At 27.5% G+C, this 17,370-nt stretch carries 17 protein-coding genes; 3 read left to right on the top strand and 14 right to left on the bottom strand.

All coding sequences use genetic code 11. From position 1 onward, the window contains the following. Positions 1–11: 11 nt before the first annotated feature. The 5 genes from ACYQ1T_RS00605 to ACYQ1T_RS00625 all read right to left on the bottom strand — a co-directional run bounded on the left by ACYQ1T_RS00605 (position 12) and on the right by ACYQ1T_RS00625 (position 4,776). Entirely contained in the window at positions 12–986 is a 975-nt protein-coding gene (locus ACYQ1T_RS00605) for a calcium/sodium antiporter (protein ID WP_459830768.1), read from the bottom strand. A 219-nt stretch (positions 987–1,205) separates the two neighbouring features. Then, a complete protein-coding gene (gene deoC / locus ACYQ1T_RS00610; RefSeq protein WP_459830769.1) occupies positions 1,206–1,880 on the bottom strand; it encodes a deoxyribose-phosphate aldolase in 675 nt (224 codons plus the stop codon). A 100-nt stretch (positions 1,881–1,980) separates the two neighbouring features. After that, the gene (locus ACYQ1T_RS00615; RefSeq protein WP_459830770.1) at positions 1,981–3,027 is read right to left on the bottom strand and encodes a DNA polymerase IV; all 1,047 of its coding nucleotides are present in this window, start codon (positions 3,025–3,027) and stop codon (positions 1,981–1,983) included. Positions 3,028–3,039: 12 nt separating this feature from the next. Next, entirely contained in the window at positions 3,040–3,990 is a 951-nt protein-coding gene (locus ACYQ1T_RS00620; protein ID WP_459830772.1) for a DUF4003 family protein, read from the bottom strand. 219 nt (positions 3,991–4,209) lie between these two features. Beyond that, a complete protein-coding gene (locus ACYQ1T_RS00625; RefSeq protein WP_459830773.1) occupies positions 4,210–4,776 on the bottom strand; it encodes a hypothetical protein in 567 nt (188 codons plus the stop codon). Positions 4,777–4,951: 175 nt separating this feature from the next. Here ACYQ1T_RS00625 and ACYQ1T_RS00630 point away from each other — a divergent pair, with 175 nt between their 5' ends. Beyond that, positions 4,952–5,308, top strand: coding sequence for a hypothetical protein (locus ACYQ1T_RS00630; RefSeq protein WP_459830775.1), 357 nt, complete (start codon positions 4,952–4,954; stop codon positions 5,306–5,308). Between the two features lie 93 nt (positions 5,309–5,401). Here ACYQ1T_RS00630 and ACYQ1T_RS00635 read toward each other — a convergent pair whose 3' ends face one another. Further along, entirely contained in the window at positions 5,402–5,677 is a 276-nt protein-coding gene (locus ACYQ1T_RS00635) for a hypothetical protein (protein WP_459830776.1), read from the bottom strand. Positions 5,678–5,814: 137 nt separating this feature from the next. Between ACYQ1T_RS00635 and ACYQ1T_RS00640 the strand changes: the two genes are divergently transcribed. Next, a complete protein-coding gene (locus tag ACYQ1T_RS00640) occupies positions 5,815–6,333 on the top strand; it encodes a ferritin-like domain-containing protein (RefSeq protein WP_459830777.1) in 519 nt (172 codons plus the stop codon). Between the two features lie 161 nt (positions 6,334–6,494). Beyond that, positions 6,495–6,911, top strand: coding sequence for a hypothetical protein (locus ACYQ1T_RS00645; RefSeq protein ID WP_459830778.1), 417 nt, complete (start codon positions 6,495–6,497; stop codon positions 6,909–6,911). Positions 6,912–6,951: 40 nt separating this feature from the next. Here ACYQ1T_RS00645 and ACYQ1T_RS00650 read toward each other — a convergent pair whose 3' ends face one another. From ACYQ1T_RS00650 to ACYQ1T_RS00685, 8 genes are all read right to left on the bottom strand, one after another. Next, a complete protein-coding gene (locus ACYQ1T_RS00650; protein ID WP_459830779.1) occupies positions 6,952–7,686 on the bottom strand; it encodes an amino acid ABC transporter ATP-binding protein in 735 nt (244 codons plus the stop codon). Between the two features lie 13 nt (positions 7,687–7,699). After that, a complete protein-coding gene (locus ACYQ1T_RS00655; protein WP_459830780.1) occupies positions 7,700–9,133 on the bottom strand; it encodes an ABC transporter permease subunit in 1,434 nt (477 codons plus the stop codon). A 45-nt stretch (positions 9,134–9,178) separates the two neighbouring features. Further along, positions 9,179–10,333 carry a tRNA uracil 4-sulfurtransferase ThiI gene (thiI, locus tag ACYQ1T_RS00660; RefSeq protein WP_459830782.1) on the bottom strand — a complete coding sequence of 385 codons (1,155 nt, stop codon included), beginning with the start codon at positions 10,331–10,333 and terminating at the stop codon, positions 9,179–9,181. Beyond that, positions 10,330–11,475 (bottom strand): cysteine desulfurase family protein, encoded by a 1,146-nt coding sequence (locus ACYQ1T_RS00665; RefSeq protein WP_459830783.1) that lies wholly within the window; start codon positions 11,473–11,475, stop codon positions 10,330–10,332. The genes thiI and ACYQ1T_RS00665 overlap by 4 nt, the downstream gene beginning before the upstream one ends. A gap of 279 nt (positions 11,476–11,754) precedes the next feature. Continuing rightward, entirely contained in the window at positions 11,755–12,192 is a 438-nt protein-coding gene (locus ACYQ1T_RS00670; RefSeq protein ID WP_459830784.1) for an ACT domain-containing protein, read from the bottom strand. After that, positions 12,189–13,091, bottom strand: coding sequence for a homoserine kinase (gene thrB / locus ACYQ1T_RS00675; RefSeq protein WP_459830785.1), 903 nt, complete (start codon positions 13,089–13,091; stop codon positions 12,189–12,191). Before thrB ends, ACYQ1T_RS00670 begins: the two co-directional genes overlap by 4 nt. 6 nt (positions 13,092–13,097) lie before the next feature. Further along, entirely contained in the window at positions 13,098–14,552 is a 1,455-nt protein-coding gene (thrC, locus tag ACYQ1T_RS00680; RefSeq protein WP_459830787.1) for a threonine synthase, read from the bottom strand. A gap of 191 nt (positions 14,553–14,743) precedes the next feature. Beyond that, positions 14,744–17,293 carry a calcium-translocating P-type ATPase, PMCA-type gene (locus ACYQ1T_RS00685; protein WP_459830788.1) on the bottom strand — a complete coding sequence of 850 codons (2,550 nt, stop codon included), beginning with the start codon at positions 17,291–17,293 and terminating at the stop codon, positions 14,744–14,746. Between the last annotated feature and the right edge of the window lie 77 nt (positions 17,294–17,370).

Here is a 17,370-nt window from a genome sequence, read left to right on the forward strand (position 1 = left end):
TATATATAATTTTAGTTTCTCATCACTATATATATAACATACCCTATATATAATGTGGCTAAACAAACTCCTTCAACTTTACTAAGCTTTAGTTCTTTTCCTTTTCCAAGGAACATAAATCCTCCAAGAATTAAAGTTACTATTATTAAAAATATCATATCAAAACTTAAAGTCATAGCAACTGGTATTGGATTAATTAATGCTGATACTCCTAAAATTAATAATATATTAAAAATATTAGATCCTAATACATTACCTATAGCAATATCATTTTCTCCTTTTATAGCAGCTACCATTGATGTAACTAATTCTGGAAGAGATGTTCCAACTGCAACTATAGTTAATCCAACTAGCTTTTCACTCATCCCAAAAGAATATGCTATATTAGTAGCTGAATCTACCACTAGTTTTCCTCCAATAATTACACCTGACACTCCTACTAAAATCTTTATTATACATTTTCCAATATTAATATTATTTACAGTTTCTTGCTCTTCTTGATTATCCAAATTGTTATTATTTGTATTTTTAGTTATATTTATTAAATATATAGTATAAGAAATACATCCTATAATTAAAATACTTCCTATTAATCTTCCTATAATTGGTTCATAGCCAACTATCACTTGACCAAATGTAAAAACTAATAATGCTAATGCTACTAACAGTGTAATAATATAGTCTTTTAGAACTGTTGCTTTTTTTACTACTATAGGCATAATAATTGATGTTACTCCAAGTACCATTAATGTATTAAATATATTTGATCCTAAAACATTTCCTATTGTTATTCCATTATTCCCCTGTACTGATGATATTAAACTAATTGCAAGTTCCGGAGCACTTGTTCCAAGAGATACTATTGTAAGTCCTACAATAACAGTTGGGATTCCTAATTTTTTTGCAACTGCTGCTGCACCATCTACAAATATGTCTGCTCCTTTTATTAAAAAGGCAAATCCAATAATTAATATAATATAATTCATTTCTTTTCTCCCTTATCTTTTATGCTTTATATATCTTTTATAAATATATAATTTATTTTTTCCTAATAAATTATATAAATTCTTATTATTTCTTCATTAAAAAAGTAATTTTAAATTATGTACCTTCTTTTAAATATTTATTTAAACAATATCTACTAAATCAAAAAGACTAAAAATTTGAAAATCAAATTTTTAGTCTAAATTGATTTATATTATATTTTAATAATTTGAGTTTGATTTTTTACCTTCACATATAGCTATTGATGCTGAAGCTCCTATTCTTGTTGCTCCATTTTCAATCATTAATAAAGCATCTTCTCTACTTCTAACTCCCCCTGAAGCTTTAACTCCTAACTCTTTTCCTACTGTTTCTCTCATTAATTTAATATCTGCTGCCGTTGCTCCACCAGTTGAGAATCCAGTTGAAGTTTTAACAAAATCAGCTCCTGCTTCTTTTGATAACTTACATGCTATAACTTTTTCTTCATCTGTTAAAAGACATGTTTCAATTATAACCTTAGTTAATGCTTTTCCTTTCGCTGCATCAACAACGGCTTTTATATCATTTTTAACGTATTCTAAATCTCTTTCTTTTAATTTTCCTACGTTAATAACCATATCAACTTCATTGGCACCATTTTTAATAGTATTTTCTGTTTCAAAAGCTTTTACTTCCGTAGTAGTTGCTCCTAAAGGAAAGCCTATTACTGTACAAACCTTTACTTCGCTGCCTTCTAATACTGATGCAGCTGTTTTTACCATAGATGGGTTTATACATACAGATGCGAATTTATACTCTATCGCTTCATTACAAAGCTTTACAACTTCTGCTTCTGTAGCCTCCGGCTTTAGTATTGTATGATCTATCATTGCTGCTAAATCTTGTTTATTCATTCTAAGTCCCTCCTAAATTTTTTCTTTTCTTTAGTAGTTTAATTATAAATCAAAAATACTTTATATGAAAGGTTGTTTTTATAAAATAAATTTTAATTTATTAAAATAAACTTAATTGTTCTGTTTCAAATTCCATAAATGATGAGATGGTTATTCCTATAAGCCTTATTCCACCTGAAAAATCCTCTCCATTTATTATTTCTACACAAATACTATAAACCTCTTGAAAATCATTAGTATAATGATTTATTGTTCTGCTTCTAGTATGATTTTCAAAATTGCTCATTTTATACTTAACTGTAATTGTTTTTCCCTTAATACCTTTTATTTTTAAATCATTAGTGATACTAAGTGAAAAATCTTTTACATATCTTAATATTTCGTCTTTATCATCTGTATCACTTGTAAATGTTCTTTCTTTACCATAAGACTTTCTATCTCTTTGAACTTCTACTTCCCTTTTATCTATTCCTCTAATTCTATAATATATATCCATTCCATATTTACCTAAATATTCAATATAAAATTCTCTAGGCATTTCGTATAGATCTTTTACTTTAAATATGCCCATATTATTTAATTTTTTAACAGATTTACTTCCTAAACCATATATCTTTGAAATTGATAATGGAAATAAAATATCTGGTAACATATCTCTTCTTATTATTTTTATTCCATCTGGTTTATTCCAATCCGATGCAAGCTTTGCTAAAAATTTATTATAAGATATACCTATAGATAGTGTTAATCCTAACTCCTTAAAAACTTTATTTTTTATATATTTAGCTGCTTCTAATCCATCATCAAAATAACCTTCACTTAAATCTAAATATGCCTCATCAATAGAAAGAGGCTCCACCAAAGGTGTAACCTCTTTAAGTATATCAAAAACTTTTTTTGATATTTCTTTATATCTTTCATGTCTAGTTCTTAAATAAATTCCATGAGGGCATAACTTTTGAGCAATAAATATTGGCATTGCAGAGTGAATACCATATTTTCTAGCTTCATAAGAGCAAGTAGATACTACGCCTCTTTCACTAACACCACCAACTATTACTGGTTTTCCTTTAAAACTTGGATTATCTTTTTGCTCAACAGATGCAAAAAATGCATCCATATCAACATGTAAAATAACTTTTTCCATTTATTTTCCCTTTTAAACTAGAACCTCTGAAAACATTCCTTTATTTTTAGATTTTATAAAGCAATATACTCCTTGAGCTAAAAGTTCATCAATATATCTCCTTTTTTCAGAAATTGTACAAAATGCTACTATTGAAATTGCTATTATAGTTCTAAAGCCCTTATCCATATAGTATTCATATTCGCCCTCTTCCTCACACAACTCTTCTATAACCCCTTCTACTAAATCAGCATTCATTCTTGGATTTATATTTGATAAAACCCCAATAACTGGAAGAAATTGTTGTGCAAGCTTTATGTCTCTTTTTTCTAATTGTATTATAAATTCAACTGTTCTATACATATGCCCAGATGATCCATTAAGCATAATTGCATTTGTAAGACCTTGAATTCCGTTTTTTGACTTTATATTTAAGTCTGTCATATGATTATAGATTGTTTCTATAAACTCATCTATAGTTTCAACTTCAATCTCATTTAATGCCCATAATGCACAAACTAGATAATCATCCTCTTGCGTTATATTATAGTATTTCTCTTTTAATAAAATATACACATCTTTCATTTTTGAAGCAATATTATACTTGTCCTTATTTTTTCCATATTTCGCAATAACAAATGAAGTTAAAGCTAAATGATCACATTCATTAAATCCCTCTTCAATAAGTATATCCATTACTTTATATATGCTATCTATTAATTCTTTTTCTGATCCATTATCTAATGCAATAAGCAAAGATAGCATGTACAACATATCTCCTCTAAAGGGTGATACTCTTGATGATGTCATTTTTATATACTTTCTAATTTCTTTTACTTTTTCAACTGGAATTTCTTTTTCATAATGAGCATATATAAGAGATGCAAAATGATTTAATACATCTCCATCATTTCTTAACTCTTCTTTTGCTTGTCTATAATTCTCAATTGTCAGCTGAATCCTGTCCATGAGAAATCTTTCCATAAATAATTTCCCCTCGCTTTGCTATTAGCATATTATCGTCTACATATATATTATACTATAAAATTTGTGTCAATTTCATAACAAAATTATAACATTTATAGAAATAACTTTTTTATTTTATAAATTATAATGAGCTAAGCTAAATTTTAGCTCAGCTCACTAATTCTTTTTTTCAAAAGTTATTTATATTTCAAGCTTATTTAAGAGATTATTTTAACTCTAACATAAACAGAATAATAAAAGTAATCCAAATAATCCAAAATCACAGCAGCCACATCCACATCCCCAACCATTTTGATTATTATTTCCCATAAAAGGACTACAACTTCCATTTTTATCAAATAAGAATACTAATTTCACAGTTTCATCAGCATCTTCTAAAAATATTTTAGGATATATGCATAATAATTGTGATAATTGTGGATTATAAGATCTTATTATTATTGCATATTCCTTTTCTCTATTACATCTTACTTCTTCACAGCAAGAATCTTGTAAGCATGAATCTTGACAATAAAAATCTTCAAAGCCATCTCTTCTGTTGTTTCTTTCTACTATTCTTATTGGCTCAGATAATGCAAATAAGTTTTTACATGGAATGCATGGAGGCTCTAATATATCTCCACAGCACCTTACTATGCAGTTAATTTTTATACCATCACCAATTAATGATTCTGGTAAATTATTTCGTATTTCACGAGCTGCATTTCCACATGCATCAATAATCATATTGTACTCACAATTCCTACATCCTATAGGAGATATAAGCTTTAAACATATATTCATCTGTACATCCATCCTTTATCTTAAAGTTTAATCATACTATATAATATGTTTTCTTAATGAATTTGCTAATGATTATTAAATTATAATTTACTTCTTAGTATTATAAAAATTATTTTTTTATATAATATTATTTTTAACTTTGTATAATACTACTTATATATAAGGAGATGATACTTTGATTAAAAAAATTTTTTTCACTTTAATATTATCTATATTAATATTTATTAACACTAACTTTTTACCCACTGTTGCAGTAACTTTAGATAGTAATTTAAGTCAAGTGCCTGTTTCTGATATTTACAAAAAAGGTATTTATAATTTTGATATTACTTGTACTAAATGTGAGGCTCATGCTAAATTAATAACCCCTGATAAAAATTCAGTTATAATGGTAATAAATTCAGATGACTCACTAAGATTATTTAAAAAATGTACACCTGATGATTCTACTGCTACTATAGGGCATCTTACTAAAAATGATACTGTTATAATTGTTGGTGATGGTGAATTTTCTATAGACTTTATAAGGTAGTTTATTACTAATAAAAAAAGCAGAAGGTTTAATAATTTTAACCTTCTGCTTATAATTTTAAGGTTTTCCTTTAAAGCTCTATATTTTAAAGCTTTATAAACTTCTTACATAAAATCCTTTGTTATATACTTCTTTATCATATTTGATTTCAGTATCATTACAAAGTTTCTGATCTTTTTGTTCTATAACAAATTTCACATCATTTATTTCAACTAGTATATCCTCTGAGGTTTTATAGTCAGGATATATCTCATAAGCAGGTTTTCCACATCCTACTGCTGCTACCTTTAATCTTATGTAATCAAAACTACTATTGCTAATAAGGTCTAATAATGCTATTTTTGTTTTTTCACCAAATATTATATTCACTGTTCTCCACCTTTCTATAATTATATATTTAATAGTACTATAGCTATTAAATTTTTCAACTATATTTTATTTAATATTCTCAATAATATAGTTCTTTGCATAAAATATAATTATTATTTATTTTTAAAGGAGTAATTATGAAAAGTGACTTAAGAGATATTAAACATAAATATTGTGTTGACTTACCTTATCCTAAAATTGAAGTTGAAGAAAAAAACATTAACTATGCAAATCTTATTCAACTTAATTATGCTGGAATGGTATCTGAATTTTCAGCTATAGGTCAATATATCTTTCATGAAATGAATTTAGTAAATACTGATCCTAATGCTAGTGAAACAATTAGAGGTATAGCTATGGTTGAAATGCATCACCTTCAAATATTAGGCGAATTAATAATTGCATTAGGTGGTGAACCTGGATTTTGGATAAATAAAAAGTGTAAAAAACTTTATTGGACACCTAAATTTATAGAATATGGAACTACCCTTAATGATATTTTAAAAGAAGATATAAAAGGGGAAGAAGATGCTATAGCTCAATATAGAAAAACAGCTAATCTTATACAGGATGAAAACATAGTTGCAATTATAAATAGAATAATTTTAGATGAAGAGTTTCATATAAAATTATTAAATAATCTATATAAATTATAATTTTATATAGATTATTATTCTTCTCTTTTAATATACTATAAAGGTTTACAGATTTATTTAATTTTTTATTTAATAAAGCTCCTAAGTATGTTATAATGACCTTGTAATTATATTATTTATAATTTTTTATAAATTTTCGCAGATAAAAAGGAGTTTTAATTATGGGATTTAAAGATAAAATGACTAAATATTTTTCAGATGCATATATGCAAAAATATGGAGATAGAATGACTAGTGCTTCTGGTACAGTTTTATCAGTCAAAATTGAAGAAAAAAACATACTAGGTATTATGAGAATATTCAAAGCTCATATCTTAATTAAACCTGATATGGGTAAAGGAGTAGTTAAAACTCAATTTAAACAAAAGAGATGGTTTAAAAAGCCTGAATTTATAGATGTTAAACAAGGTCATAAGATTATCGTCATGGGAATTGGCGGAGAAAAGGGAAAGGATAATTCTGAAGTTATTATGATTTCAAACATAGCTAATTTAACAACTAAAAAAGATTTACATCCTTTCGATCATAATCAATTAAAAAAGGCTAGACAACAAGCAACAAGAATGAGAACTAGATAATTTCTATAAAAAAAGCAATGAATTATTCATTGCTTTTTTATTATTTCTCCACAAGTCTAAGAAACTCTCTAGTTCTCTCTTCCTTTGGATTTGTAAATATAGTTTCTGGGGTTCCTTCTTCTACAATTAATCCCTCTTCCATAAATACAATCCTATCTGCTACATCTCTTGCAAATTTCATTTCATGAGTTACTATTATCATTGTTCTTTTTTCATTAGCTAGCTCTTTAATAACCCCTAAAACTTCAGATACAAGTTCAGGGTCTAAAGCTGATGTTGGTTCATCAAACAAAATAACCTCTGGGTTAACTGCCATAGCTCTAGCTATACTTACTCTTTGTTTTTGACCACCTGATAATGTAGATGGATATGAATCTCTTTTATTTTCAAGACCAACTTTTTTTAACATATTTATAGCAATCTCTTTTGCTTCTTCTTTTGTTTTTTTCTTTACTACTAATAAAGCCTCAGTAATATTTTCAATTACAGTCTTATTATTAAATAAATTATAATTTTGGAAAACCATAGCTGATTGTTGTCTTAATCTATGTATATCATTTTTATTTACCTTAACTGTATCTATATTAATACTTCCTATATTTATTTTCCCTGAATTAGGTTCTTCTAAATAATTTAAACATCTAAGAAATGTAGATTTACCTGATCCAGATGGTCCTATAATTACAACTACTTCACCTTTTTTTACATTTAAACTAATATCCTTTAATACTTCGGTATTACCAAAGCTTTTTTTTAGGTTAATAACACTTATCATCTTTTCTCTCCTCCTAGTAAACTGATATTTTTCTTTCTATTCTTTTTTGAAGGAAGTTAAAGAAACTAATTGTTATCCAATATACTATAGCTACAACAATATAACTTTGGAAAAATTTATAGCTAGCTGCTGCACTCATTTGAGCCCTAGCTAAAATTTCTGTTACCCCTAATGTAAATGCTAATGAAGATCCTTTTATATTATCTATGAAAATATTTCCCAAAGATGGTAATGATATTCTAAAAACTTGTGGCATTACTATTCTTCTCATTGCCTGATCTCTTGTCATACCAACTGATAAAGCTGCTTCCATTTGACCTTTATCTATAGCCTCTAAAGCTCCTCTTAGTGCTTCTGCTATATATGCTGATGCATTTAATGCAAGACCTATCATAGCTGCAATATATGCTGTTATTCCTTTTAACGCAGGTACTAATTGTGGTAATCCAAAATAAAGCAAGAATAATTGTACAAGTAAAGGAGTTCCTCTTAAAAATGAAATGTAAATTTCAACTAATTGCTTTAATCCTTTCATATTATAAAATCTTACTAAAGCTATAATAATTCCAATAATAAGCCCAATTACCATAGATATTACTGATAAACTTAAAGTTGTTTTTAGTCCATTTAATACATTTATAATTAAGCTTTTAAGATATTTTGTATTATTTCCTGTAACATCTGTTTTCAGCCACTTGTTTGATATTTTTGTAAATGTTCCGTCTTCTCTCATATTTTTAAGAGTTTTATTAATATCTTCTACAAGTTTAATATTTTCTTCATTTTTAACAAATGGAAATGCATTTTTAACTTCTTCTATTGGCTCTCCTGCAAGTTCTAACTCTAATCCCTTTTCATTTATAGTTACTATAGCGGATATTTTATCTATAACAACACCATCTAATCTTCCTAAAAGTAAGTCTGTAAAAGCAGCATCTGTATTTTGATAAGTAACTACTGTAACTTCATTATTAGAGTCTTTCTCTCTTATAATTTGTTCATAATTACTTCCTAAATCAACACCAACTTTCTTTCCTTTTAAGTCATTAAAAGAATTAATCTTATTAGGATTTCCCTTATTTACAATAATTTGAGCTCCACTATAAACATATGGATCACTAAATAAGTATTTATCACTTCTTTCTTTTGTTATAGTTATTTGATTTGAGATAGTATTTACTTTTCCTGAATCTAAAAGACCAAATAATCCACTAAATGCAGCAGTTTTAAATTCAATCTTATAGCCTAATCTATTTCCTATTTCATTCCAAACATCTACATCGAACCCTTCTAAACTATTCCCTGATGAAAAGGTAAAAGGATAATAAGTACCTGACATAGCAACATTTATAGTTTTTATACTTTCATCTTTTTTATTATAAGCACATCCTGAGAAAATTACTAAAGTCATTATTATTAACAATAGTAACCTAATCTTCTTTTTCACATTATCCCATCCTTTTTATTTAATTACTTAACTTAATTATTTATATTAATTAAATGTAACTAATTCTGTTTCTTCAATTGCCTTTTCTACTAAAGTGTCTATTTCTAATACACTTTCTGATTTTTGAATTAAATCTACTCTTGGCTTTGTCTTCGGATGTTTTGGTACAAATATAGTACAACAATCTTCATATGGTAGTATTGAAGTTTCATATGTTCCAATATTCCTAGCAATATCCATAATATCCGTTTTATCCATCGCAATTAACGGTCTAAATACAGGTCTATCCGCACAATCATTACTTACCATTAATCCTTCCATAGTTTGGCTTGCTACTTGACCTATACTTTCTCCTGATGAAACTGATTGTATTCCATACTTTTCTGATAAAGTACATGCAACTCTCATCATAAATCTTCTCATTATTATTGTTAATTCATCTTCTTTACATCCATTTATAATTGCCATTTGAATTTCCGTAAATGGTACTATATACAAATTAACCTTTTCTGTATATTTTGCTAATATCTTAGCTAAGTCTTTAACTTTATCCTTTGCTCTTTCAGAAGTATATGGATGACTATGATAATAAACACAATGAAGCTCCACACCTCTTCTAGCCATTAAATATCCAGCAACTGGTGAATCTATTCCTCCTGATAACATTAGCATAGTGCTTCCATTAATACCATATGGAAGTCCTCCAACACCCTTTATCTTATCTTTTGTTGTATATATATAAGCATTTTCTCTTATTTCTATATTAACTAAACACTCAGGATTTTTAACATCTACTTCAATTCCTTCTATATGATTAAAAATATATCCTCCAACTTCTCTTGAAGTTTCTAAAGAATTTTTAGTGAACAGCTTATTTGCTCTATTTGTTTCTATTTTAAAAGTTTTAGGTGAAGCTTCTTTTACTTTTCTTAAAGCCTCTTCCTTAATTTCTTGGATATCTCTTTTAACTTCAGTAACTATACATACTTCAGAAATTCCAAAAACCTTTCTTACTCTCTCCGCTGCTTCTTCTATATTGTCTGATTTAATGAAATATCTACCTTGATCTAATATTATTTCATACTCAAGCCCTTTAAGTTTTTTCTTAATATTATCTCTTAGTTTTTTTTCAAACTTATTTCTATTTAAACCCTTTAAAAATATCTCTGATGCATATTTAACTAAAATTAATTTATTCATCTTCTTACTCTCCTTAAAAACATTAATGAACTACTTAAAACTTCTATTACCTTATCAATTTCCTCTTTTGTATTTTCTATTGAAAATGAAAATCTAATAGCACTTTCTATATCCTTTTTTGATAATTTCAAGCTTTTCATAACATAACTTCCACTAGTTGCACTACTTTTTGATGTACATGCTGATCCCGTTGAAACATAAATATCTTTTTCTTCTAATAAGTGAAGTAAAACTTCTGCTCTTATACCTCTAAAAGATACATTTAAAATATATGGACTAAATCCTTCTTCTATAGGACTATTTACTCTTATATCCTTTATATTAGAAAGTTTTTCTATCATATATCTTTTTAACTCTAGTACTTTATTATAATTACTTTCCATATTGCTTAAAGTCATTTCAGCCGCTTTTCCTAACCCCATAATACCTGGAACATTTTGAGTACCAGCTCTAAAACCACCTTCTTGACTTCCACCTTTTATTAACGGATTTAAAATTATTCCTTTTCTTATAAAACAAAATCCAATTCCCTTTGGTCCATGAAACTTATGAGCTGCTACTGATATCATATCAATGTTCATTTTTCTCACATCTATTTTAAGTTTTCCATAAGACTGTACTGCATCTACATGAAATTTTGCTCTTGAACTTGTTTCTTTTATAACTTTTCCTATTTCTTCTATATTTTGAATAGCTCCCATTTCGTTATTTACATGCATAATTGATACTAAAACAGTATCTTTGCATATTGCTTCCTTTAAGGCTTTAATTGATATTTTCCCATTTTCATCAACTTCTAAATATGTAACTCTTACGCCATTTTTTTCTATTTCTTTACTGCTCATTAAAACAGAATGATGCTCAAATGATGTAGTTATCAAATGGTGTCCATTTTTTAATAATCCTTTAAGTATTAAATTATTAGCCTCACTTCCCCCTGATGTAAAGTAAATTTCTTCTTTATTTGCTCCAATACTTGAAGCTAAATATTCTCTAACCTCTGTAAGTTTTTTTTCTGATTTTATACCTAGTTTATGTAGTGAAGATGGATTAGCATAATAATCACGCATTCCACTAGCAACTAAATCTATTACCTCATCATAAGGTTTCGTTGTCGCACTATTATCGAAATAAATATCCACTCATATCACCCCTAACTATCTTTAGTATTCTCTTTAAAGAATTTTATATTACCTTATATGTAAAATGTTTAATCCCAACAATGTTGATATGTTTACTATGGATTAATATTAAATATATCAGATTTTTATTAAATATCCAACCCTTAAATATAATTTAATTATATTTAAAATGCTTCCTATTATATAAAAACTATTTCTATTATAAAGTGTAATATAAAAAAAGGAAATTGGTTACTATTTCGTTACCATTTCCTTTTTTATATATTGAAACTATTTTATTTACTCCATCGCAATAAAGTCAACTTTTTCTACACCATCTAACTTACCTAAATCATCTAATAATGTTTTTAAATCTACATTTAATGACGATATATCTACCGTTAAAGTTAAATTTGCTCTTTCATTCATTGGTATTCCTTGATTAATAGTAATAATACTGCCATGTTCTCCTGATATATAATTAAGTATTTCAGATAAAACACCTTTTTTATCTACTATCATCATATTAAATGTTACTTTTTTACCTTGAGCTGTTTCTACAAAATCAAAAACAAAATCTTTATATTTATAGTAAACACTTCTACTAATATTTACAGTTTTAGCTGCTTCAGTAACATCTTTAACCTTTCTTTCCTTTAAAAGTTTCTTAGCATTTACAACTTTTTCATATACGTCTGGTAATACTCTTTTATCAATTACTAAATAGTTACCCTTCATTTATTTAAGTCCCCCTCAATTACCATAGCCCCCTGATTATTAACTAAAAGCTCTTTTACACCCCAATTGATCTTTTTAATTTTAAGATAATTTTTTATTGAAGTCAAAAATTCTTTATTGCTCTCCTCTACTATACACATAATAGTAGGCCCTGCCCCACTTAAAAAACAACATATTACATCTAGCTCATAACATTTATTGTAAACATCATCGTAATATTTTATTAATTTACTTCTATAATTTTGATGAAGCCTATCTTTACAAGCAAATTTTAATAATCTATAGTTTCCAGTAGAAAAAGAAGATGCCATTAAAGAAGCTCTGCCTATATTGTATATTGCGTCTTTTAATAAAATCTCCTTAGGAAGTACTTCTCTTGCTTCCTTGGTTGAAAGTTTAAAGTCAGGTATAATACAAGTAAACTTTATTCCTTCCTTTATATTAATTTTATTATATATTGTTTTCCCTTTATCTACTATAGCAATAATCATACCACCTAAAAGTGCTGGAGCTATATTATCTGGATGCCCTTCCATATTTACTCCTAAATCTAAAAGTTCATCTTTACTAAATCTATTTCCCATTATATAATTTGCACCTAAAAGCCCTGCTATTATACAACTTGAACTTGACCCAAGCCCTCTTGCAATTGGTATACATTGCTTTATTACTTTTATTTTTAGTCCTTTAAATTTATAATTTCCCTTTTGAAAGCATTTAATCATTGCTTTATAAATTATATTATCTTCATTACAAAATTCTTCTGGAATACCATCAAAAAACAGCCCACTATCTTCTTCCGAAAATTCATATTCATTATATAAATTAAAAGCTATTCCCATAGTATCAAATCCTGGTCCCATATTTGCTGATGTAGCTGGTACTTTTACTCTTACCATAAACATCTACCTTAAAAATGCACTAAGTGCATCTTTCATTTCCTCTTTATTCCAAACTTCATAATGTAAGATTTCTTGTTTTTCTAAATTCTTTAGATTATTTGGTATTGGTACTTTCGAAAATTCATTTAAAGCTTCCAAAACTTTAAAATCATCTTTATTTTCTACATTTAAGCCTAATGCATTACAAATACTTCTTGGAAATTTATACGGACTAGCTGTTGAAGCTATTAAGTATTGCTTTTTATCTTTTGTTTTATTTATATATTTATTAAGAGCTACATAAGCTACAGCTGTATGAGTATCCATTAAATAATTTTCCTCTTCATACAATTTTTTAATAGCTTTATATACCTCCTTAATATCTGCATAATCAGCATAAAAATTCTTCATAAATTCTTTATATTCTGAATTAATTTTATATACCCCATCATCTTTTAAAGAATTCATTAATTTATTTATTTCATTTCCATTTCTATTATATGCTTCATATAATAGTCTTTCTAAATTAGATGAAATAAGTATATCCATCGATGGCGATTCTGTAAGAATAAGATCTCTTCTCTTATCATATATTCCATCATTAAAAAAATCTGTTAGCACCTTATTTTCATTTGATGCACAAATAAACTTTGCAATAGGAAGCCCCATTTCCTTTGCATAATAAGATGCTAATATATTGCCGAAGTTTCCTGTTGGAACAACGACATTTATTTCTTCCCCCATTTTTATTTTTTGCTTATTGACTAAATCAAAGTACCCATAGAAATAATATACTATTTGTGGTACTAATCTACCTATATTTATCGAATTTGCAGAAGATAAAATATAACCTTTTTTCTTTAACTTTTCCCTAAATAAAATATCTGAAAATATTTCCTTTACTCCAGATTGTGCATTATCAAAATTCCCTCTAATTCCTATAACCTTAACATTTTTGCCCTTTTGAGTTGACATTTGTCTTTCTTGTATAAGACTTACTCCATTTTTAGGATAATAAACAACTACTTTAAATCCATCAATGTCACTAAAGCCTTCTAATGCAGCTTTTCCTGTATCACCAGATGTAGCTGTTAAAATAACTATATCCTCTTGAAGCTTACACTTCTTTTTAGCTATCTTCATAATTTGAGGTAAAAATAGTAATGCAGCATCTTTAAATGCTGAAGTTGGTCCATGATAAAGTTCTAAAAATCCATTTTCCTCTTTAACAGTAAATTTATTTTTGTAAGCCTCATTAATTGCCCCTTTTAATTCAACTTCACTAAAGTCTGTAAAAAACTCCCTAATAATTTTAAAAGCAAGATTTTCATAACTTAATTTACTATTACTTTTTATATTTTCAAATATTTTAGGAATTGTTTCCGGAACATAAAGTCCTCCATCTTTAGCAATTCCATTTATTATTGCCCTTGAAGAAGAAACATTAGTTTCTCCCCCCCTTGTACTCATAAATTTCATATAAACCACCCCAAGCGTTTATTTTTTTCCAACCCCTACCATAATAATAACATGTCTTTTTCTCAAATACAAGTGTTTTTTATGTAAAAACATTATTTAATTTATTCTTTTATATACTAACATTATTTTTTAATTTAAAATTATAAAACCCTTAAAATTCAAATAAATTTTAAGGGTTTTATAATTTTAAATTATTTTTTTGATTTTATTAATAAATATACACTATTTATTGTAAATATTATTCCTGAATAGAATAATACAATAGCCCAATGATTTAATCCTAATGGAACTGTATTAAATACATTTGCTAAAAATGGTACATATAATATACTACAAACCATAATCATTGATATTGTAACTGCCCCTACTAAATAAGGATTACTAAATATCTTAATCTCAAATATTGAGTGTCTTTCTGATCTACATTCAAATACATGTAAAAGTTGTGACATAACTAATGTTGTTAGTGCTAATGTTCTACATGTAACTAAATCCATTCCATAAAATCTTCCACTCATAAATGCTAAAAGTGTACAAATACCTATTAAGCAACCTCTAACAGTTATTTTAGACCATAGCCCTCTTGCAAATATGCTTTCTCCTTTTTCTCTAGGTTGTTGCATCATTATATCCTTATCTGGAGGATCTACGCCTAATGCGATAGCTGGTAATCCATCTGTTGCTAAATTTACAAAAAGTATTTGTATAGGTGTTAATGGATTAGGCATATAAAATAGTGACGCTAAAAACATGGTTAAAACTTCACCTAAGTTACAAGAAAGTAAATATCTTATAAACTTTCTTATATTATCATAAATTACTCTTCCTTCTTCTACAGCAGATACTATAGTTGCAAAATTATCATCCATAAGAACCATTGCAGCTGCTTCTTTTGTTACATCAGTTCCTGAGATTCCCATAGCAACTCCAATATCAGCTTCTTTTATAGCAGGTGCATCGTTAACTCCATCACCTGTCATTGCAACTATGTTATTATGCTTTTTAAAAGCTTTTACGATTCTAAGCTTATGATTTGGAGAAACTCTTGCAAAAACTCTAACATTTTTAACTTTCTTCATTAATTCATCATCAGTTATAGCTTCTATTTCTTCACCAGTTATAGCTTGATCATCTGTATTACATATATTTATTGATTTTGCAATTGCAAGTGCTGTATTTTTATGATCTCCAGTAATCATTACAGGTTGAATTCCTGCAAGTTTACATTTTAAAACTGCATCTCTAACCTCTAATCTTGGTGGATCTATACTACCTGCAACTCCAAGAAAAATTAAATCTTTTTCTAAAGTTTCATTCTTTACTAGTCCTTCATCCTTATACGCAGCTGCAATACATCTTAAAGCTCTATTAGACATAGCTTCAATATAGTTTGCTACTTGTTTTTTCTTTTGTGAAGTAAGAGGTTTTATCTTTCCATTTTCAAGAATATACGAACATTTTTCAATGACTCTTTCTGGAGCACCCTTCATATAGCAGGTTTCCTTTGCCCCCTCTCTAACTATAACACTCATCATTTTTCTTGTAGAATCAAAAGGAATATCATATATCCTTGTTGAGTTAGATACAAAACTCTCTAGAAGTGGTACATCCTTAAAAAATGCTTTAACCAAGGCTGTTTCTGTTGGATCACCATAAAGAGCTTTTTCTATGTTTTTAACTTTAAAATCGTAATTACAATCATTACAATATACAAGTGCCTTAGTTAACATAATATGATCTGTTAAAGTATCTTTTTCTAAGGCATATATTCTTCCATTTGTATATATCTCTTTAACTGTCATTTTATTTTGTGTTAGTGTACCTGTTTTATCAGAACATATAACTGAAGTACATCCTAAAGTTTCTACAGCTGGCAGTTTCCTTATTAAAGCATTCTTTTTAAGCATTCTTGATACGCCAAGAGCAAGTGCAACTGTAACAATTGCTGCAAGTCCTTCTGGAATAGCTGCAACAGCTAAAGAAACTCCAAGTAAAAACATTTCTGTTATTTCATTTCCACGAATTATTCCTAAAGTTGTTACAACAGCGCATATTATTAAACATAATGCTACTAAAACTTTTCCTAAAGAATCTAATCTTTCTCTTAAAGGAGATTTTTCCTCTTCAATGTTATCCAAAAGATTTGCTATCTTACCCATTTCTGTTTTCATACCAATTCCATCAACAAGTAAAATACCTCTTCCTTTTAAAACTGTTGTTCCCATAAATCCTGAATTGCTTCCTCTTTTTGTATCTTTAGATACACCAACTGATTCACCTGTTAATAATGATTCATCTATCATTAAAGATGAAACTTCAATAAATGTACCATCTGCTGGTATTCTATCTCCAGCTTCAAGGATTATAAAATCCCCTACTGTAACCTCTACTGAATTTAAAACCTTTAAAGCTCCATCTCTAATAACTTTACATGTAGGTGCAGCTAATTCCTTTAATGCCTCCAAAGACTTTTCAGTCCTATATTCTTGAACAAATCCAAGTATTGCATTAACAACAACTATAATAAGTATAGTAACCGCATCTGCTTTATCTCCCATTAAACCTGATATAACAGTTGCAGCTATTAATACCCATACTATAAAGTCATTAAATTGTGATAAAAAAATCACTATTGGTGATGTTTTCTTTTTGTGTGATAATTCATTTAATCCATATGTTTTCTGCCTATTTTCAGCTTCTTTTGTTGTTAATCCTCTACTTACTTCTCTTTCTTGTATCACCGGTTGTCCTCCTTATTATGATTTCTATATATTATATTTTGTAAATTTAAAGTTATGATTGAATTTTAATAATGAAT

It is taken from the genome of Clostridium carnis, assembly GCF_054657435.1.

Coding starts and splice junctions, on each gene's coding strand:
- ACYQ1T_RS00645 (WP_459830778.1), top strand. CDS start 6,495: ATGGGATTTAAAGATAAAATGACTAAATATTTTTCAGATGCATATATG.
- ACYQ1T_RS00605 (WP_459830768.1), bottom strand. CDS start 986: ATGAATTATATTATATTAATTATTGGATTTGCCTTTTTAATAAAAGGA.
- ACYQ1T_RS00620 (WP_459830772.1), bottom strand. CDS start 3,990: ATGGAAAGATTTCTCATGGACAGGATTCAGCTGACAATTGAGAATTAT.
- deoC (WP_459830769.1), bottom strand. CDS start 1,880: ATGAATAAACAAGATTTAGCAGCAATGATAGATCATACAATACTAAAG.
- thrC (WP_459830787.1), bottom strand. CDS start 14,552: ATGAAATTTATGAGTACAAGGGGGGGAGAAACTAATGTTTCTTCTTCA.
- thiI (WP_459830782.1), bottom strand. CDS start 10,333: ATGAATAAATTAATTTTAGTTAAATATGCATCAGAGATATTTTTAAAG.
- ACYQ1T_RS00670 (WP_459830784.1), bottom strand. CDS start 12,192: ATGAAGGGTAACTATTTAGTAATTGATAAAAGAGTATTACCAGACGTA.
- ACYQ1T_RS00650 (WP_459830779.1), bottom strand. CDS start 7,686: ATGATAAGTGTTATTAACCTAAAAAAAAGCTTTGGTAATACCGAAGTA.
- thrB (WP_459830785.1), bottom strand. CDS start 13,091: ATGGTAAGAGTAAAAGTACCAGCTACATCAGCAAATATGGGACCAGGA.
- ACYQ1T_RS00615 (WP_459830770.1), bottom strand. CDS start 3,027: ATGGAAAAAGTTATTTTACATGTTGATATGGATGCATTTTTTGCATCT.
- ACYQ1T_RS00640 (WP_459830777.1), top strand. CDS start 5,815: ATGAAAAGTGACTTAAGAGATATTAAACATAAATATTGTGTTGACTTA.
- ACYQ1T_RS00625 (WP_459830773.1), bottom strand. CDS start 4,776: ATGAATATATGTTTAAAGCTTATATCTCCTATAGGATGTAGGAATTGT.